The sequence below is a fragment of the Micromonospora sp. NPDC002389 genome (assembly GCF_040296095.1).
GTDB lineage: Bacteria > Actinomycetota > Actinomycetes > Mycobacteriales > Micromonosporaceae > Micromonospora.
Genome location: NZ_JBEOWP010000019.1, coordinates 23,981 through 42,957, shown reverse-complemented (window position 1 = coordinate 42,957; position 18,977 = coordinate 23,981). Strand labels below are relative to the sequence as shown.

Genomic DNA, 18,977 nt, shown 5'->3' with positions numbered 1-18,977 from the left:
GGCAGAACTCGTCGGCATCAGTAGCCGCACGAGGCGATCAGCGCGGCGAGGTGGTCGAGTCGGGCTGACGCGGACGAAAGCCGCCCGTCGCGGTGCAGCCTGGCGGCCAGCGGCGTACCGCTCCACCAGGCCGGGTCGGTCCGCGACACCCATTCCACCCGCAGCGTCGGGTCGATCAGACACTGCACGCTCGTGATCACGTCGTCGATGCTGCGGAGCACCTCCTCGTCGCGGTCCTGATCGGGGACCCGGCGGGACAGCTCCAGGACGACGGCGACCGCCGTGGCGATGACGCCTTCCACCCGTTGGCTCGTGCTGGTGCCGCCCGCCAGGACCAGTGCGGCGTAGTCGTCGTACGACAGTTGGCGGTCGAACACCGCGCGAAGCAGGAAGCGGCCGGCGTGGGGATCCCGCCACTCCGGCTCGCTGCGCGTGAGGTAGGCGAACATCTGCTCGGCCGACAGCCCGACGACCGGTGGAGGTGGGCTCCACGGGTCGGTGACGACCGGGGCGGTCACCGCCTCACCCGGGGGTGCGGTGTCCTCACGGGCGGCCAGCTCACGCCGCAGGAGCACGGACATCGCGGCGAGTTCCCGAGCGGCGCGGCTCTCCGCCCACATCTCCTCCAGCACCCGGTTGGCGATCCCGCGCCGCGTGCTGTGGGAATCGGCCACCCCGAGCTCGTGGCGAACGCGTTCCGAGTCGCGTCTGATGCGCTCGGCCACCTGCCACGGACCAACCTGATCGAGCCAGGTCAGGACGCCCCCCGGGCGTCCCTCGGCGGTCATGGTCTGTTCGAGCGCGTCGAGCAGCTCAGGGCGTACGAGCCGCTCCCCGAACTCGTCGAGAATGGCCTGCCGCTGCGGCCAGGTGTTGGTGGAGAGCCACCGGGCCAGGTCCCGTGGCAGCGGTGGGCGTGCCACCGCCCGGCTCGCCTCGACCGCTGCGATCACCAGGTCGGCGGTCGGTCGTTCCCGGAACAGCTCGCGCCGACCACCCGTGCCGCGAAGCTCCCATACGGTGTCCAGGGCCACCCGGTCCTTGTCGACCGGTGCCGGTACCCGCCGCACGGTCACCACCGCCGCACGGTCGAGCCACGCCTCCAGCAGCGAGTCGGCGCGCAGCACCGCCACGACCACGCCACGCCCGTCCCACCAGGCGAGCCGATCCACCGCCTGACGAATCGCCGCGACGACGGAGGCGTGCTGCGGCTGTAGCCGGGGCGTGTTGACGATCACCACGTGCCGCTGCGCTCCCGCCGCCCGCACTGCCTGCGTCAGCGAGGTCAGCGCCAGCTCGTCACGTGGTCCCGGCGGGGCGCCGGCGAACCAGACCCCGTCCACGGATCTGATCTCCTCGGGCATCAGCGGGTCGTCCTGGACAGGGTCGGCGACGACGACCGCCGAACCGCCGTCCGCGCGGACCGTCGACGCGACGGACGGTGGGGCCGCCGACGTGGACGGCAGGTCGGCCGGCGTCTGCTCCGCGCCGGTCTCGGCCCCGAGGGGCGCGACGTCGTCGTGCGCGATCACCACCGCCGGTTCCACGTCCACGTCCATCGACGCGATGCGCGGCGTACGCGGTGCGGAGCGCACCGGCGAGGCCGACGCGACGTCCAGCGAGGCAATGCTCGGCGTACGCGGCGGCGGTGGCGGTGCGACATCCAGCGAGGTGACGCTGGGCGTACGCGGCGGCGGTGTCGGTGTGACGTCCAACGAAGCCATGCTCGGTGCACGCGTCGGCGCGACGTCCGGGGCAGGAGTGGGCGGTACCGGTGCCCTGGGCGTGACCACCTCGACCGGTGCCGGGACGGGCGGGGCTTCCGTGGTGCGCATCTCGATGTTGCCCACGACCCACCGGGTGCCGTGGGGACCGTCGACCCGGACCACGGCGACGGCGACGACCTGGTACCCGGGTGTGCCGAGCCCGGCGGCCGACTCCATGGGAGTGCCGAACCGGAGGATCTCGCGGCGCTGCGCCGAGCCGCCGACGCCCTGACCGTGCGGCGCGTCGACCCCGAGAACCGGCACCGTCGGGCCACCGGTGTTGGTGACGTCCCGGGTCAGTGGGTGGGCGTCGCCGAAGGTCATCGTCGGGATCACCGATCCGGCCACGGTAGTGGTGAAGCTGTCGGTGTTGGCGTTGATGCCGTCGATGGCGACGTTGCGGCTGGAGCTGGCGGACTGTGGGGAGAAGAGAGCGAACTGCAGCGACGTGCCCGGCCTGCCCGCGCGGCCCAGTAACCGGCCCACCGCGGCGGGTTCCAGCATGGTGACCCGGCCTGTGCGGGCGAGGCTGGACAGGCGGACGAAGATGCCTTCGGTAGACGTGGAGTTGTGCAGCTGATCGTCGTCGGCCAGGGACGGGTCGACGGTCCGGATGGCCTGGGCGAGCTGCGTGACCGCGTCGAAGTCGTACACGGAGAACGGTCGGCTCGGCCGCCAGGACGGGCCGGTGACCAGGGCCCGAACCGATGCCGGGATCTCCAGCTCGATGACGACCGCGTCGGTGGGCGGGGGTACGACGGAGGTCGGGGCGGAGGCGAGCAGCAGTGGCGAGACCCGCCGCGGGTCCGCGACCCGGACCCGCGGTGTCTCCGCCTCGCTGAAACGCAATGTGACCAGGGCCGCGAAGGCGTGGGACGACTCACCGACCGCACTGAGCGTCGGCAGGTTCGGCCAGGCCAACCGGACGAGACGGCCCGGGGTGAGCAGCCCGTTGAGCGCGGCCCGGCCCACCCGGACGACGAGGGCGTCGTCCAACGGCATCGAGCGGACGGCCACGCCGAGCGTGTAGGGGACACGGTCGAACTGGGTGGTGGTGATCGTCCGTTCCCAGGTGCGGTACTCCCGCAGCGACGTCGCGGTCTGCACACGCTGGTGTTGGGTGCCGATCGAGAGAGTCGGCTGTGCCTGGTGGCCGTGCTGCTTGGCCATCGGGGAGAAGGCAGCGCTGTTGGCGACGACCCGGGTGACGCTCTGCTTGCTCGCGCCCGGAGTCTGCAGTGAGCCGCCTTCGCCGGACGCGTGGGCGAGGATGGTGTCCAGGCCCGCGCTGGACGAGGTCGGCCGGCCTCGCCGTGCCGTGAGCTGCGTGGCGTCCTCCACCGGCCGCGCGCGGAACTCGACCTCCACCAGCCGTGGCCCGAGCCACGACCGGTGCACGAAGTGGAACGAGGCGCGGCCCTCGGGACCGATGTTGATCAGGGTCCGCAACCCCAGGGTGGACGTGTGGTCGGCGATCCGCGATCGGACACCGGGCAGGTAGGCGGCGTGGCCGGGGCGGGTCACCCCCGGTGCCTGGGCCTCGACCAGCGCGCGGACGTGGGTGCGCAACTGCGGACGTGGACCCCGGGGGAGCACTGCGGTGGCCACGCCGAAACCGAGCCTGCCGTGGCCGTGCACGAACCAGGAGGGCAGCGTGCGGTCGGCGATCGCGACAGTTTGCGGTTCGGCCGGCGCGACGCCGGGGATCTGCCGCAACTCCGGGTGGTTGAGCAGGTCGTTCTCGACGAGCAGGAACTCCACGGCCTCGGGTAGCTCGACCACCACCTGCCACTCGGCGAACGGCCGGCCCGCGAGCGTCCCGGCCACCACGTTGCGGATGCCCTTGGTGACCGTGATCAGATAGACGGCCTTCGCCGAGAAGCGGAGCACCGTGACGTCGTTCTCGGTCGTGACCCGGAACGCCATCGTGTTGTCGCTGAACGTCGTGCGGGTGTCCGTCCGTCTGAGATGGGTGTACGTCCCGGACGGTACGAACTGCGTGACGCTGCCGTACGTGCCGGTCAGCGTCGTCGGCAGCTCGTACCCGACGCTGTCCTCCGCCGTCTGCGACGAACCGTCGAAGGACTGCAGCCAGCTCTCCATGTCCATGACGCCGGGCGCGGGCAGCAGTCTCACGTCGGTGAGATAGCCCTCGACCGTCACCGACACGTCGGTGCCCGACACCATGCCGTGCCCGCCGATGTTCTCGGTCACGTACTGGTTGTTGAAGACCTGCAGGGCATTGGCCACCAGATGGTGCGGCGACAACGCCGCGTGCGCCACCTCCTGCGCCATGGTCTCCGGTCGGTCCAGCGGCTCGCCGATCGTCCGCCGCCGCAACCACGCCCACCCGGACATCGCCGTCTCGCCGAGCCATCGGGCCGTGCGACCGCCCCACGGCCAGACCATCCGGTTCTCCGGGGCCGGGGCGTCGTCACCGAGGGCCGCCACCGGTGCGATCGCGTCGTCGACCGGAAAGGCGCCGGGCATGGGGAGCGGTCGATCCGTCTCGGCCACACCCGGCAGCCTGCGTGGGGGCCGCACCGGCTGCATCTCCAGGTCGCCCCCGACCGGCACCAGCACGTCGTCGACCGGGTACGCCCCGGGCATGCGGGGGAGTACGGCGGCGGGCTGGTCGGCGGCGGCGACCGTGTGGCGTCCGGCCCCGATCAGTGCCTTGACCACCGCCCGGATCACCCGGCTGCCCTCCACCCGGTCCACGTGCGCCAGGCTGGGCAACCGCAGCACCCCGTTGCGGTAGATCGCCTCGTCTGGTTGGTCCAGGCTGGCGCGATCCTGGTCGGTGACACCCCGTGGCGCGGGATCCCGGTGCGGGCGGATCTCCGCCGGCTCGGCGAGCGTGCGATAGGTGGGCACCGCCACCGCGAACGTTCCGTCGGCCTCGGTCGGCGGGGGCGAATCGCCGTGGCTCCACGAGATCTCCAGGCGGAACCGCACCGGCACCTGGAACGCCTGCGAACCGTCACCGGTCGGGTTGAGGGCGTACGACTCCTGTCCGAACCCGATGTTGGTGTCGGTGATGGTGGCGGGCCGGGAGAAGCGGTTGACGCCGCCGGAGAGACCCTGCACCGGCCGATCCGCCTCGGTCGTTGCGGCCGGGTTGGTGGAGGAACCGGCGACGCCACCGTTCCAGCCGAACGGCGAACGACTACGACCCTCACTGGCAGGCAGGGTCGAACCGGTCCAGTTCAGCGTCTGGACGTCGGGCAGGAACAGGAAGTGGACGGCCCCTCCCTGGGGTCCGCCGGTGAAGCGACGCTCGGCGACGATGCGCGCCTCGGCACGCTGGATCTCGCCACGGACCGGGAGTTCGAAGACGATCGGATAGCCACCCTCGATCATCTCGTCCACGGCGCCGCGCAGCCCCATACCGGAGCGGGCCACGTCGAGCTTGCGCGCGTTCACCAGGCGCTGCACCCTGGTCGCCTCGTCGGTCAGCTTCTCCAGCGCCGACTCGTCCTCGGGAGGCAGGAAGCCGTGCTCCGTCAGCCAGGTCTCGACCGCCGCGAACAACGAGTCGTCGGCCGTGACCCGCAACGGTGTGGTGGAAACGCCGATCGAGCGGAGCTGCGCGATCTCGGGTGGCAGGTAGCGCGGTGTGGTCGGTCGTCGGCTGACGACGTCCGCGGACGGCACCCGCAGGATCGCCCGGTGCGTCACGCCGGAGCCCAGCGGCGTCACCGGTTCCGGGCGGGCCGCGGCACCGGTCGCGCGAACCAGCTCCACCTCGAAGATCACGTCGACGGCCTGCGGGATCAGCGGTTTGCGTACCCGCAGCGAGTGCGAGGTGCGCGCCCCACCACCCGATCCCAGCGTGTGCGACACCTGGTGCCGCGCACCGACCTGCCCCCGGACGGACCCACCGGTCGGCTCGGTGTCGGGATCGGCGGACGGCGCCGACATGCCGAGATTCGCGAAGACGTCGACGCCGACCGCGTTGGTGACCTCTGCCGAACCGTCGACCCGAAGGATCCGCAGCACGTGCGACTCCAGCACGGCGTCCTGCGTCGGTGGACCGGTGACCTCCCGCGCGACCAACGCCGTCCGCATCCGGAGATATCCGATGACGAACCCGTCGTCGTCGAACAACAGCGGCGACGGGTGGCTGCCCGTCCACGACAACGGGATGTTCGCGCGCAGGCTGTACTCGCCGAAGAACTCCCACAGGTCCCGTCTGGACGCCTCCGACAACGCCGCGAGCTGCGGCCGGAACGACGCCATGACATCACGGAAGATCAGGTCGGCGTTCGCCACCGACTGCACACCGAACAGGGGCACGTCGGTACGCAGGATGTCCAGCGGCGCCGGGACGAGCGGCTCCGCGTCCGGGCTAGGGGCCTCCACCAGGTGTTTCGGGAACCACACCGTCAACCGCTCGGGCGGTGGGCTCTCCAGGTCGGCCCATGGACGGTGCACGTCGTCGCCCATGCGTAGCTGCCACCGCATCCGGTAGCGGTACGGCCACGAGCGTTCGCGACTGCGCAACAGCGTCAGCGCCTGCACCGCACCGGTGACCGTCGCCGAGGTCGACGCCTGGTTGTACGTCACGGTCGGCTGCACCGTCAGAGCCAACCGCCGCAGTACGTTGCCGCTGTCCGCCGGCACCGGGTGCGTATAGGTGAACGGCACCCGTACGGTCCGCAGGTCGCTTGCGCCGCCGCTCTCCGCCACCTCCCATCCGCCGAACGCCCAGCGCTGGAGCGTGACGGGTGGGCCGTCGGGCATCTGCTCGATGTCGGGGTCCGCTTCCACCGCGTCGCGCAGCAGCACCCGCAGCCACGGGGTCCGGTCGCCGTCTGCGGGGCTCGACAGCGGCAACCCGGTCTCGCTGCGGATCCGGGGCCATTCGGTGAGCAGGTAGTCCGAGGTGAGACGCCGTTCAAGGTCCGCGTCGAGGGGAGCGTGCGAGCCGCGCGAACCGGCCGCCGCCTTCACCTGCGCGAGCAGCCACTGGACCACGGCCTCGGGCACCGGCGCGATGTGTTCGAGTCCCTGCATGCCGTCGAACCGCGACCCGTACTGCCGTACCGCCTCGGTGATGCCCGCGGGCGTCGATTGTTCCCCGGATTCGTCCTGTGGCGATGTCAACCGCTGGTTCCCCCCTTCGTTTACGGCGGTCCGCGTACCGGTTCACCGCCTGAGGGCACGACCGTTCGCAACGGCGGAGCGATGCGATCGAGGAATGCGCTACCCGCGCATGACAAATGCAGGAATGACTGCCGGAGCGGAGAAATGCGCCGCGATGTCGAAGCCACCGACGGCGCTATCGAGAAGCCGTGTGCGGCTTCGTCGTCACGCTCAGCCAGTGGTGCCGCAGAACCGAAGGATTTCGACGGAGCGGCGTCGAATGGGACACCTGCTTGCACTCATGCCGACAGGCTAGGTCCGGCGGCGGTGCGATGTCAGCAAGTGTGATCCAATGCACCCGTTAACCTATAGGTTAAGTGGGAGTTGCGGGCGCGCCTCGTCCCGTGCGGCGCGCCCGCAGCGGCCCCTACGCCGCCTGAAGTCCAGGGCGCTGGACGCCGATCGGGGCCGACCGCAGGCGGCCCCGGAGGGTGCGCGCGGCCGTGCGCAGTTCGCGCACCGTGTGCGCGACCGGCGCCTCGCTCAGGACCTCCGGCGACGCCAGTGCGTAGATCCGACGTTGCGGCCAGTTGGCCAGCGGCCGGACGCGCAGCCGACTGTCGAGGTGGGCCGAGATGGCCAGCTCGTTCATGAGGGTGATGCCGACGCCGCTGGTGACGAGGTTCTGGATCGTGACATGGTCGTCCGCGGTGGCCACCAGGCGGGGTTCGAAACGCGCCGCCGCGCAGGCGGCGAGGAAGCGGTCCCGCACCGTCTCCATGACCCACGGCTCGTCGGCGAGGTCGGCGAAGTCGACCTCGTCACCGCCGGACGTCTCCCGGGCCAGCCAGTGGTCGGCCGGCACCACGACGCACCGGCGATCGGTCATCAGCGAGACGCGGCGCAGGCCACGCTCCGCGTCGGCGGTGCCCTCGTTGCTCCAGTCGCAGAGCAGGCCGATCTCGATCTTGCCTGACCGCAGGAGCTGCGCGGCCTCGGGTGGTTCGACCTGCTGTACGACGAGTTGCGGTGCGGGGTCCGCGCCGTCGTCCGGGGTGCTCCGGGCGAGCCGGTCCAACAGCCTGGGAACCAGGGTGGCGCAGCTGCTCCGGAACGCCCCCAGGCGGACGGTGTCGGCCCGCTGCTCGCTCATCGCCCTGAGCTCGGACTCGGCGGCCGCGAGGGCGGTCAGCACGATCTCGGCGTGGTCGGCCAGCCGGCGGCCGGCCTCGGTCAGCACGATTCCTCGTCCCGCCCGCATCGCCAGTGGCGCCCGGGCGGTGCGTTCGAGAAGCCGCATCTGATAACTGATGGCCGGCTGGGAATAGCCGAGTGCTTTGGCGGCGGCGGTGTACGAGCCATAGCGCGCCACCTCGGCCAGGATGAGCAACTGATGCGTGTCCAACACGAGCTGAATCATAAAGACCACTTATGAATGCTCGGTGACGTTTTGATTGGACGTTCGGCGGCGTCGGACCGATGCTTTGTCCGCGGCCTGATCCGGCTGACCCTCGCTATCGGACGGTGCCAAATGCATCCGTCGGCGGCACCGTCCTGTCCACGACCGACCACGAACGGCCCGTGTTCACCGGGCCACCCCCGCGCAGTCCCCGGACACCCCCTGAGGAGAGACATAGTGGAACCGTCAACCGCCCTGGCCGCTCGCGGCCGACGCCGGCCCTCGGGTCGACGGGCAGTCGTCCTGGCCACCGCCGTGGCGCTGGCCACCGCCCTCGGCGTGACGGCGGGGTGCAGCTCCGCCCCCCTGCCGGCACCGCCCGGGACCGCTGCCGCCGACGGGGGAGCGGGTGGCGAGTCGATCGAGAAGATCCTGGCCGACGCCCCCGTCGCGGATCCGGCCGATCTGCCGGCCGGTAGTCGGGCGGCCACCATCAAGCAGGCGGGCACCCTGCGCGTCGGCGGCACCGCCACCGCAGCCCTGTTCTCGCTGAAGGACCCGACCACCGGGAAGGTGTCCGGCTTCGACGCCTATCTGGCCCAGCTCCTGGCCAAGTACATCACCGGGACGCCGTCGGTCGAGCTGGTCCAGGTGACGGCCCAGACCCGGGAGCTGTTGCTGCAGAACGACACCGTCGACGCGGTGCTCGCCACCTACACCATCACCCCGGCCCGGGCCGAGAAGATCAACTTCGCCGGACCGTACTTCAACTCGGGCACCTCCATCCTGGTGAAGAAGGCGGAGACCGGCATCACGAAGCCGTCGGACCTGGCCGGTCGGACGGTCGTGACCCAGGCCAACTCCACGGCGGTCAACACCCTCAAGCAGGTGGTGCCGGACGCGAAGCTGCTCCTGCTCGAGACCAACGACCAGTGCGTCCAGGCGCTTCGCCAGGGCCGGGCCGAGGCGTACGTGCTCGACCAGGCCATCCTGCTCGGCAACGCGCAGCGCGACCCGCAGGTCAAGGTCGTCGGCGAGCCGTTCACCGAGGACCCCTACGGGATCGGACTGCCGCCCGGCGACGCGCAGTTCAAGACGTTCGTCAACGGATGGCTCACCAAGATCATCGAAGCCGGCCTGTGGGACCGGATCTGGAAGCTGACCGTGGGCACCGCGATCGAGGGTGAACCGCCGGCCCCGCCGGTTCTCGGCTCCGCCGCCGGAAGCTGAGCGCGATCCACGTGTCGTACGTGTCGGAGGTGGCTGGGTTCCCGCTGGTCGACGGCGTGCTCAGCCACCTCGGCCGGCTGGGAGCCGGCCTCCTGGTCACCATCGAGCTCACCGCGGCCTCGTTCGCGGGCGCCATGGTCCTGGGGACCGTGGTGGCGATCATGCGGATCGTGCCGGTGCCGCTGCTGAGGTTCTGCGCCGCGGTCTACGTGCAGTTCATGCGCAACACGCCGCTGCTGGTCCTGCTGGTGCTGTTCGTGTTCGGGCTGCCCGAGATCGGGATTCTGTACGACCTGTTCTGGACGGTCACCACCGCGATGGCGATGTACGGGGCGGCACTGATCGCCGAGACGATCCGGTCCGGCATCCGGACCGTACCGCCCGGTGAAGCGGAAGCGGCCCGGGCGCTGGGCATGACCACGGCACGCAGTCTGCGCCACGTCATCCTTCCGCGCGCCTTCCGCTCGATGGTCCAGCCGCTGGGCAACATCTTCATCGCCATCGCCCTGAGCAGTTCCCTCGCCGCGGCGGTCGGCGTCACCGAGCTGACCGGTGAGACCGACCTGATCAACCTGGAGTTCGCCGACGCCGGCCCGACCTTCCTGGTCAGCACGGCGCTCTACCTGATCCTGACCCTGAGCATCGGCTTCGTCACCGGGCTGCTGGAGAAGAAGGTGGCGATCGAGCGATGAGCGTGTCCGAGCAGGCCCTGTTCGACCAGCCGGGTCCCCGGGGCCGGCGATGGATCCGGCTGGCGACCATCGGCACCGCCGTGCTCCTGGTCGGTCTGTTCTGGCGGGCGATCACCGAATTCCACGCCCACGGCCAACTCGACCCCGCCAAGTGGACGATCTTCGGGCAGTGGCCCGTGATGGCCTTCCTGCTCCGGGGCCTCGCGGCGACCCTCCTGGCCGCCGGGGTCAGCGCCGTCATCGCCGCGCCGTTGGGGTTCCTGGTCGCGCTCGGCCGGCTGTCCCGGCGGCGGGTCATCCGGTGGCCGGCGGTGGCGTACGTGGAACTGTTCCGCGCGGTGCCGATCCTCCTGCTGCTGTTCGCCTTCCTGATCCTGGCGCCCCGCTTCGGGCTGCGGCTACCGATCTTCTGGCAACTGGTCGTACCGATCGTGGTCTCGAACGTGGCCGCCCTGGCCGAGATCTTCCGCGCCGGGATCCTCGCCGTCGATAGAGGACAGACCGAGGCCGGGCTCTGCGTGGGTCTGAGCCCGGCGGCCACCATGCGGCTGGTGGTGCTCCCGCAGGCGCTGCGCCGCGTCGCCCCGGCGCTGGTGACGCAGTTCATCCGCCTGCTCAAGGAGAGCACGCTCGGCTACGTGGTGAGTTTCCTCGAACTGCTCCACGCGGGTCGGGTGCTCGGCGAGTACACGCACGCCCTCATTCAGACCTATCTCGTGATGACCCTCATGTTCGTCGCGGTCAACGCGCTGCTGTCGTGGCTCGCTGCGGTACTGCAGCGGCGTAGCTGACCGCCCGCCCTAACCCCGGGAGTATGCCCATGTGCCGTCTGTTGGGTGTGGTCGGCGCGTCCGCCGGTCGCCTGACCGATCTGCTCGCCACCGAACTGCCCGGATTCACCGAACTGTCGGCCGAACACGGCGACGGCTGGGGCGTGGCCCACTGGCACGACGGTGAACTCCGCGTCGACAAGGAGCCGACGTCGGCCCGTACCAGCGAGGAGTTCACCTCCGCGCTGAGCCGGATCACCACCGATGCCGCCCTGCTGCACATCAGGCTGGCCAATCCCGGGTCACCGCTCGTCCTCGCCAACACCCACCCGTTCCGGTCGGCGACGGTCGCCTTCGCCCACAACGGTGACTTCTCCCCGGCCGACGCCGTCGACGATCTGCTCGAACCGGCGATGCGCGAAGCGGTGACCGGTACGACCGACAGCGAACGGTTCTTCCTCCTGGTCCGGCAGTTCCTGCGCCGCACCGACCCGGTGACCGCGCTGAGTTCGGCCGCAGCCGAGGTGCGGCGTCGTGCCACCCGGCACAGCGGCCTCAACTGCCTGCTGCTCACGGAGCAGTCCCTGTTCGCCTACGCCGACCACGACCCGGACTCCGCCGTCAGCCGACGTCGCGGCCCGGGGTTCTTCCCCCTCAACTACCTCGTCGAACCCGATCGGGTGGTGGTCGCCTCGACCGGCTGGGATCAGCCCACCCCGCCCTGGCACCACCTGGACCAACGGCACGTGCTCGAGGTCCGCCGCGCCGATCTGCGGGTCTCCCGGCATCTGACGCGGCCCGAACTGCCTCCGGTCGCGGCCGTGGAGAGCGGCGTCCGATGAGCACGACGGTGGGACGCGGACCGCCCTGATGTACACGCGGACCGCGCCCTCAGCGGCCCATCGGCACCGCCGCCCGGGTGAACACCGTCAACGGCTGACCCTCCACCTGATACGAGAACCGGCGTTGCCAGCCCGCCCGCTCATAGAGCCGCGCTGCCGCCGCTTCCGGGTGGGTGGCCAGCCACGCAGGGCGGTCGCCGACCTGACGCGCCAGCAGTTCCCGGCCCAACCCCCGTCCTCGACGTGCCGCAGGGACCATCAGTTCTGCCACCACCATCGCCGGTGCCACCAGCCGCGCCGCCACGTCTGGCGGCGCGGCCTTCCGCACCGCGATGTCGAACGCGTTCGCCGCCGGCAGCACTGCTGGTGCCGGCCACCCGTATACCGCACCGCAGATTTCGCCGTCCTTCTCGGCGATCCAGCCGTACGCCCCGGGTTGACCCGTGTGCCGTGCGAGCCGGGCCGGGAAGTCCGCGATCTTCTCGGCCGGTTCGTTCCACGGCGCCGCCGCGAAGCACTCCCGGTAGATCGGATGGAGTTGCGCGACCAACTGCCGCAGCCCGGCTCCGTCCAGCTCTCTCAGCACGAAGGACATCGACCCACCACCTTGTTGCCGGTAGATTGCAATTGCCTGATCTTGGCAGTAAAGATACGTGGTCATGATCCACACGACAACCTGCGATGTCGCGTGCCGGCCCCGAACGGCGCTGGGCAGAATGATCGGATGTCCGTCGAAGCCGCGCACGCCGCGGAGATCCTCGCCGCGCTCTCCGCTCCCGAGCGCCTACAGGTGTTGGCCGAACTGGCCCGCCGCGGTGAGGACGGCCTCACGGCCACCCAGTTGGCCCAGGCGCTGGACATCCCCGTGCCGAAGGCCGGAGCGGCCCTCGCCCGGCTCCACGCGATCGGCGTGGTCACCGGCACCGGGGTCTACCGGGCTCGGCTCGACGCCCTCCGGGAGACCGCCGCCGACCTGGACCGTCAGCAGCCGATCAGCCGCCTGCTCGTGATCTATCCGGAGCTGCGGAACTTCTTCTCCCACGGCCGGTTGACCACGCTTCCGCCGACCCTGTCGCGACGGTGGGAGTTGCTGGCCGAGATGCTGGTCCGCTTCCTCGACCTCGACGGTCCGTGCGACGAGGACGAGATCAACCGGCGGTTGTCCGCGGTCACCGACGACGTGGCCGGTGCTCGGCGGATGCTGGTAGACGCCGGCTGGTTGGAACGCGACCGCGCCGGCACCACCTACGGCACGTCCCGCACGGTACCCGCGCGCGAGTCATCCGCCTGACGGGTGCCACGGACAGTGGTGGCGGTTCCCTACCGTGGTGGGCATGGCGTCAGTACGACGGCGTGGTGGTCTACCACCGATCGACGGGGGAGAGGTCCGCTTCCGCGTCTGGGTGGCACTTGTGTCCGGTCTGCTCGCGGGTGTCCTGCTGACCTACGTCGGACACCGGGTGGCCGTGGAGACGGCCGCGTACGCCGCCTACCGTTCGGGCACGCTCGTGCCGACTCCGGCGGAGGTGCGGGAGGTCGACTACTCGTCCGCCGTCGGCGGGTACGGCGGCAACGGCAGCGCGCAGGAGGTGCGGTATCGCCTGCCGGGCGGCGGCGATCGGGTCTCCACGATGCAGAGCCGGGCGACGTTCCTCGACGTCGAGGAGGGGCAGGTCGTACGGCTGGGGATGCTGCATGGCCACCTCGTCACCGTCGAGGGGCAGTACGTGCGGCATCCCTGGACGCCGGGAGCCGCCCTGCTGTTCCTGTTCCTGCCGCCCGCCTTCGTCCTCACGGCGCTTCAGGTCTACCGGCTGTGGCGGCTGCGCAGGGAACGGCCGAAGTACCTCTTCGGGGACAACCTGAGCTTCACGTACGTCCGCGTCGCCGCCCTGTTGGCCTTCGGGACCGGTCTGGTCACGGTGTCCATGGACCACATTCCGTGGATACCGGTGCCGGCCTTCGTGATCAGCGCCCTGGGGCCGCTCGCCTGGTTCACCACACAGGAGATCATCGAACGCCGAGCCAATGCCCGGGGGCGGTTGTAGGCCGGAAGTGTTCTCGACACCGACGCCCCCGCGCCGCACGTGCGGCCGGGACGGTGGCGTCCCGGCCACACGGACGGATCAGATGTTGGAGATGCGGAACATCGTGGTGGCGGTGTCACCGCGCGCCGCGCGGTCTCCGGCGGCCGCTGCCTCCTCCGGGGTCGCGCCACGAGCCATGGCCCTGGCCACGGCCGCGTTGCGCTGCTCTTCGATCTTCCGCCTACGCCGCTGGGTGAACCTGCTCCAGATAGACATGTGGAAGATCTTCCCGATCGCGCACCGACCAAACCGGTTCACGGGCGATCATCGGATCGCCCGTGAACCGTCGATGTCCGGACGGGTCAGGGCCCCGCCACCACCGCGTCGTTGCCCGGCATCCGGGTCACACTGGGCAACTGCGGCGCCGCCTGCGCCGAACGGCTGTTCACCCCGCTGGCCGGGCAGATCGCGGTGAGCACGAACGTCTGCCAGGCGATGTCGATCGGATGCGCATCGGGCAGCCCGAGCTGGTAGTGGCTGAGGTTGATCCCGGAGGAGACCTGACGGGCGGCGTCCCGGCTGTGCAGCGAGTACGTCAGGTGACCGATGACCGCGCCGTCGTGACCCCAGAACTCGCCGCACGGGGTGGGCAGCGAATAGATGCCCAGACCGTAGCCACCGGCCGCCGGCAGTTCCGGCACCATCGGCACCCGGGTGAGCATCTGGTCGAGGGTGGCCGGACGGAGCAGGTCACCACGGAGCAGCGCCCGGAAGAACGTGTTCAGGTCCGCCGTGGTGGAGATCATCTCACCTGCCGCGCCGCCCCAGCTCATGTTGAACTCGCTCATGTCACGAACGCCGAAGGGGGCGAAGTAGGCGCCACCGTGCGGGCCACGGATCGTCGGATCGGTGCCCGGGAAGGACGTGCCGGTCAGCTTCAACGGTCGCAGGATCCGCCGCTGCACCTCCGCCGCCGTGCTGTTGCCGGTGACCGCCTCGATCAGCATTCCGGCCAGGACGTAGTTGGTGTTCGAGTAGCTGAAACGCTCGCCCGGTGCGTTGGTCGGCGGCATGGCCAGGCCCATGGCGACCAGCTCGGCCGGCGCGTACGTGGTGACCTGCATCCGGTCGATCGCCGCGTACGAGTCGATCATCGCGTTGGTGTAGTTGCCGATTCCGCTGGTGTGGTTCAGCAACATCCGGACGGTGACCTGGGTGCCGAGCTCGCCCGGCACCACGTCGGGCAGCCGCTGCCCGATCGGGTCGTCCAGACCCAGCCGGCCGTCGTCGACGAGCTGGAGCACGGTGGTGGCGACGAACGTCTTGGTGACGCTGCCGATGCGGTGACGCATCTGCGGCTGCATCGGTCGCGGCTTGGTCACGAACGCCTGGCCGGCGGCACCCTGCCAGTCGTGTCGGCCGTCGCGCACGGCGGCCAGCACACCAGGCACGCCGGCCTCGGGCACGGCCGCCAGTGCGGCACGCAACTCGGCGCGGTCCAGCTTGCCGGCGGACGCCCCGGGCTGCGCCACGGCGGAGGCGGGTACGACAGCGATCGTGGCGACCAGCGTGAGGCTGGTGGCCACCACCTTCAGTGTCCGAAGAGTACGAGACATGGAAATAGCATCGATGCGTCCCCGTCGGGACGCATCGTACTCAGGCGCGAGATTCGCCTCCCACTGCGGAGTGAGCCGGATTCGACCATCGGCCTAACGGGCCTCCTCCGTCCGGAGGTCCGCCGCACGGGCCCTGTCACACACCTCGTGTCACGCACCCGGCCGGTACGGATGTCCCTGGACGACGGGCGGTCGTCCCTGCCCTCCGGGACACCCCGTCCACCAGCCTCGGAACGGTCAGGTTCGATGCGGCCCGGCCCGTCCGGTCCCGGTCATGGGAGGCACACGTGGTGACGACAGCGGCGAAGGGGTCGGGCAGACCGCCCGGCCGACACGGCAGGCCCCCGGGCCGCCGGGGCACCCTCGGACGGTGGTGTGCCGTCGGGATCGCGGCGGTACTGACCGTGACCATGCACCAGACTCCGGCGCGGGCGGTCGAGCAGGTGCCGTTCGACGAGCACACCGTGCACGGTGCGCTCTTCGCGGCCGTGGTGCAGCTCCACGACAACGGTGTCCCAGGGCTCACCGATGCCCTGCTCACCGCCGAACTGCTGGACTGGCGCACGGCGAACCCGAACGCCGACGCCGCCCAGGTCGCAGCACACGCCAACGGCACCCGCGCGGCCGTCGCCACGGTGGCGCCCGACGGCAGCGGGGAGGAGCGGTCCCGCTTCGCCCTGGCGATGGCCCTGCTCGCGCGGCTGGGGGACACCCCGAGCAGCGGCGCGGTGCTCACCGGCCCGACGGTGCGGACCTTCCTGGACAGCACCGTCGGCGCCGAGGGCGCCAACGTCGTACCGGACATGCTGAACCTGGTCCGTGGCGGCTACCAGGACGCCGCGTGGAACGCGAAGTCCCGCGACGTCGTCCGCGAGACCTGGATGGAGCTGCACCGACGGGCCAAGGTGGACGACCCGCTGACCGTCGGGTGGGACGCCGCTTTCACCGGCCGCACCAAGACGGCGGTCCGCACCCCGGTGGACACGTTGCTGGCCACCCGCATCCACGAACCGCGTCCGGACGGCAACGCCGGCACGCTCGGCCACTACGTGCCGCTGGCCGCCATCCGGGACGAGCGCGACGACCCGGCCGCCTTCCGCGCGTTGGTGCAGGACCGTGCCTACGCGGCGCTGGCCGTGCTGGACGCGGGCGGACGGGCCCGGGCCGACGAGGTGATAGCCAGGGCGGCGACCTACCCGCTCAACGGCGACCCGAAGCCGACCTCGGCGGTCATCGACGAGGAGAAGCGCAAGACCGCCGAGAACAAGACCATCTTCGAGGGGCTCGGCTCCACGGTGAGCGTGCTCTCCACCGTGATGGGGTTCCACGACAAGAAGTTCGGCAAGCAGTTGGAGACGATCGGCAAGGCGATCGTCACCTCGGTCACCGCCATCAACACGTACATGACCACCGTCCTCGGTCAGGGGCTGAGCACCGCCGCCATCGCCATGGGCACCGCGGTGCTCACCGGTAACCTGCTCGGCGCGGCGGTGAGCCTGATCGGTCTGTTCGCCGGTGGCGGCGACCCGAACGCCGCCGTGCAGGCCGAGATCGGCAAGCTCCGGGACCAGATCAACCGCCTGGCCCAGGGTATGGACCGGCGCTTCGACCGGATCGAGGCGGCGCTCGGCGAGATGTACGCCAACCTGGTCGCCCAGCTCGACGCACTGACCCGGTCGCTGGACCAGGTCCACGCCAACCTGAGCCGGATCGCCACCCAGTTGCAGACCATCGAACGCAAGGTCGACGCGATGGCGCTCGCCACCCATGTGGCGTTGCAGAACATCGCCCGCGACCCGCTGAACACGGTCATCACCACCTACGTGCACCACAAGGAGATCACCGGGGAACCGATCCCGGACTACATCAACACCTACTTCCCGAAGGCCGAGTCGCCGACGTTCGAGTTCGCCACGCTGCGCGCCGCCGCCGAGGGCACCTTCACCGTCCCGGCCGGGACGAGCACCGTCGACCCGGTCTCGCAGCTCGACCTCTTCCTGCCCGAGGGCTCGATCAACTACCTGACCCAGTGGGCCGGTCATCGGGTCGGCGGTGCCTGGACCACCGGACCGGTGGCCAACGCCGCCGCCTGGAAGACCGCCGCCCGCACCTACAACATCCTGCAACTGCAGAACCCTCAGTACGCCAGGCGGATCGACACCGGGCGGGCCGAGGCGGTGGCCCTGGCCGGTGACGAGATCAACGAGCGGGTCCGGCAGTTCAGCGAGCCGACCGACGACGGAGCCACCAACCCGCTGTTCACCGCGCTGGTCGCCGACTACCGCACCGCCATGAACGGCTGGCGGGACCAGGCCGACAACGTCCGGCGCGCGGTGCTCTGGAACGGCAGCGACGCGATTCCCGAGTACGACATGTGGGGCAGCCCCGACCAGCAGATCGCCGCCGCCAACCGGATCGGCGAGACCGGCTCGATCAGCCCCTGCACCGGGACTCTCGGCAACCGCGCCGTCCCGGCGACCCTGCGGCACAACACCCTGCCGAACCCGTTCCAGCTGGCCGCCCATGGCCTGCCGCCCGCCCACCGTCCCTCCTTCACGAGCTGCTACGAGGCGCAGTTCGTCAACGTGGTGGAGAACGAGGGACCCCGCTTCCACACCACCAGCGGGGACCTCCAGATCACCGTACGGTCGCGGGTGAAGTGGGCCGGCGGGGACTGGCAGCAGGTCCGCAGCGCCACCCGGGTCTTCCCGATCGGCGTCTACTGCTCCTGGAGTGTCCGCTCGGAGATTCCCGACGGCTACTGCCACGACGAGCGCAAGTTCCTCGACGAGCGGTGGAACACCACCTATCGGACGGCCTTCGAGTCCGCCGCGATCCCGGCGGTCGACGCGCAGACGGCGACCGCCCGGGCCAAGGCCGCCAGCATGCTCGCCGGTCGGCAGAAGTACTTCTACCGGGTCATGTTGGCCGGCAGCGGCACCGCCGCCCCGGACCCCGGCACCTGGGACTCGGCCAAGGCACTGTGGCAGCAGGGCAAGAAGGTCTCCGATGCGCTGCGACTGCTGCAGGCGTACACCGAGTTGGGTTGGGGCACTGCCCTGGAGTCCGACGACGGCCTGCGCGGTCTGCTCTTCGGCAGCCACGGCCTGCCCGCTGACTGGGCCCGGCCCCGCAGCGACGCCGACCAGTCCGCCAACCGGCACCTGCACAACGCGATGGCGCAGGCGCTGGCGAACTACGACGGCTGCACGCAGGTCGACGGCTGGGACCCGTGCGGCGGCGACCGGTCCGGCTTCAACCCCCTGGTCAACCAGGGCCAGTACGGTGCCGGCTGCCCGCAGGCGACCAGCGGCGCACCCCGTGACCCGCTCAGCGCGTGCCTGTTCGGCGCCGCCGAGCTGCGGGCCAACCAGCTCGCCGCCCGGTACGCCCACTGGTCCGGGCGGGTGAAGGCCAAGGCGCACGTCGAAGGGCTGCCGGACGTCACCGCGACGGCCGACATGACCCGCGCGGCCAGCTACGCGATCCAGTTGGGCTGACCGGACGGGCCACCATCCCGCCGACCCGGGACATCCGCCCCGGGTCG

General features: G+C 70.7%; 12 protein-coding genes. 7 read left to right on the top strand and 5 right to left on the bottom strand.

Annotated features, from left to right (window positions below):
* Positions 1 to 17 precede the first annotated feature (17 nt).
* Together ABT008_RS26960 and ABT008_RS26955 are read right to left on the bottom strand one after the other, a co-directional pair.
* Positions 18 to 6,875 (bottom strand): hypothetical protein, encoded by a 6,858-nt coding sequence (locus tag ABT008_RS26960; RefSeq protein ID WP_350699593.1) that lies wholly within the window; start codon positions 6,873 to 6,875, stop codon positions 18 to 20.
* A gap of 406 nt (positions 6,876 to 7,281) precedes the next feature.
* Positions 7,282 to 8,262 carry a LysR family transcriptional regulator gene (locus tag ABT008_RS26955; protein ID WP_350699592.1) on the bottom strand — a complete coding sequence of 327 codons (981 nt, stop codon included), beginning with the start codon at positions 8,260 to 8,262 and terminating at the stop codon, positions 7,282 to 7,284.
* A 228-nt stretch (positions 8,263 to 8,490) separates the two neighbouring features.
* Here ABT008_RS26955 and ABT008_RS26950 point away from each other — a divergent pair, with 228 nt between their 5' ends.
* Genes ABT008_RS26950 through ABT008_RS26935 form a run of 4 tightly spaced genes read left to right on the top strand, consistent with a single transcriptional unit; the run spans position 8,491 to position 11,787 of the window.
* On the top strand, positions 8,491 to 9,483 hold the full coding sequence (locus ABT008_RS26950; RefSeq protein WP_350699590.1) for a glutamate ABC transporter substrate-binding protein: 993 nt from the start codon (positions 8,491 to 8,493) through the stop codon (positions 9,481 to 9,483).
* A gap of 20 nt (positions 9,484 to 9,503) precedes the next feature.
* Positions 9,504 to 10,175, top strand: a complete 672-nt coding sequence (locus ABT008_RS26945; protein ID WP_350699589.1) for an amino acid ABC transporter permease — start codon at positions 9,504 to 9,506, stop codon at positions 10,173 to 10,175.
* Positions 10,172 to 10,966, top strand: a complete 795-nt coding sequence (locus tag ABT008_RS26940; RefSeq protein WP_350699587.1) for an amino acid ABC transporter permease — start codon at positions 10,172 to 10,174, stop codon at positions 10,964 to 10,966. The genes ABT008_RS26945 and ABT008_RS26940 overlap by 4 nt, the downstream gene beginning before the upstream one ends.
* 29 nt (positions 10,967 to 10,995) lie before the next feature.
* Positions 10,996 to 11,787, top strand: a complete 792-nt coding sequence (locus ABT008_RS26935; protein WP_350699586.1) for a class II glutamine amidotransferase — start codon at positions 10,996 to 10,998, stop codon at positions 11,785 to 11,787.
* A 49-nt stretch (positions 11,788 to 11,836) separates the two neighbouring features.
* On the opposite strand, the gene ABT008_RS26930 is transcribed toward ABT008_RS26935, so the two are convergent.
* On the bottom strand, positions 11,837 to 12,532 hold the full coding sequence (locus tag ABT008_RS26930; RefSeq protein WP_350699584.1) for a GNAT family N-acetyltransferase: 696 nt from the start codon (positions 12,530 to 12,532) through the stop codon (positions 11,837 to 11,839).
* Between ABT008_RS26930 and ABT008_RS26925 the strand changes: the two genes are divergently transcribed.
* Complete coding sequence (locus ABT008_RS26925) at positions 12,512 to 13,078, top strand: DUF2087 domain-containing protein (protein ID WP_350699582.1); 567 nt, start codon at positions 12,512 to 12,514, stop codon at positions 13,076 to 13,078. The two genes, ABT008_RS26930 and ABT008_RS26925, sit on opposite strands and share 21 nt — an antisense overlap.
* A gap of 43 nt (positions 13,079 to 13,121) precedes the next feature.
* Positions 13,122 to 13,835, top strand: coding sequence for a hypothetical protein (locus ABT008_RS26920; RefSeq protein WP_350699581.1), 714 nt, complete (start codon positions 13,122 to 13,124; stop codon positions 13,833 to 13,835).
* 78 nt (positions 13,836 to 13,913) lie between these two features.
* Here ABT008_RS26920 and ABT008_RS26915 read toward each other — a convergent pair whose 3' ends face one another.
* Complete coding sequence (locus tag ABT008_RS26915; protein WP_350699579.1) at positions 13,914 to 14,090, bottom strand: hypothetical protein; 177 nt, start codon at positions 14,088 to 14,090, stop codon at positions 13,914 to 13,916.
* Positions 14,091 to 14,176: 86 nt separating this feature from the next.
* On the bottom strand, positions 14,177 to 15,400 hold the full coding sequence (locus ABT008_RS26910) for a serine hydrolase domain-containing protein (RefSeq protein ID WP_350699689.1): 1,224 nt from the start codon (positions 15,398 to 15,400) through the stop codon (positions 14,177 to 14,179).
* Positions 15,401 to 15,834: 434 nt separating this feature from the next.
* Between ABT008_RS26910 and ABT008_RS26905 the strand changes: the two genes are divergently transcribed.
* On the top strand, positions 15,835 to 18,930 hold the full coding sequence (locus ABT008_RS26905; RefSeq protein WP_350699577.1) for a hypothetical protein: 3,096 nt from the start codon (positions 15,835 to 15,837) through the stop codon (positions 18,928 to 18,930).
* Positions 18,931 to 18,977 lie beyond the last annotated feature (47 nt).

Excerpts from the sequence above, each read along its gene's own strand:
- ABT008_RS26935 (WP_350699586.1), top strand. The coding sequence starts at position 10,996 with ATGTGCCGTCTGTTGGGTGTGGTCGGCGCGTCCGCCGGTCGCCTGACC.
- ABT008_RS26915 (WP_350699579.1), bottom strand. The coding sequence starts at position 14,090 with ATGTCTATCTGGAGCAGGTTCACCCAGCGGCGTAGGCGGAAGATCGAA.
- ABT008_RS26940 (WP_350699587.1), top strand. The coding sequence starts at position 10,172 with ATGAGCGTGTCCGAGCAGGCCCTGTTCGACCAGCCGGGTCCCCGGGGC.
- ABT008_RS26920 (WP_350699581.1), top strand. The coding sequence starts at position 13,122 with ATGGCGTCAGTACGACGGCGTGGTGGTCTACCACCGATCGACGGGGGA.
- ABT008_RS26925 (WP_350699582.1), top strand. The coding sequence starts at position 12,512 with ATGTCCGTCGAAGCCGCGCACGCCGCGGAGATCCTCGCCGCGCTCTCC.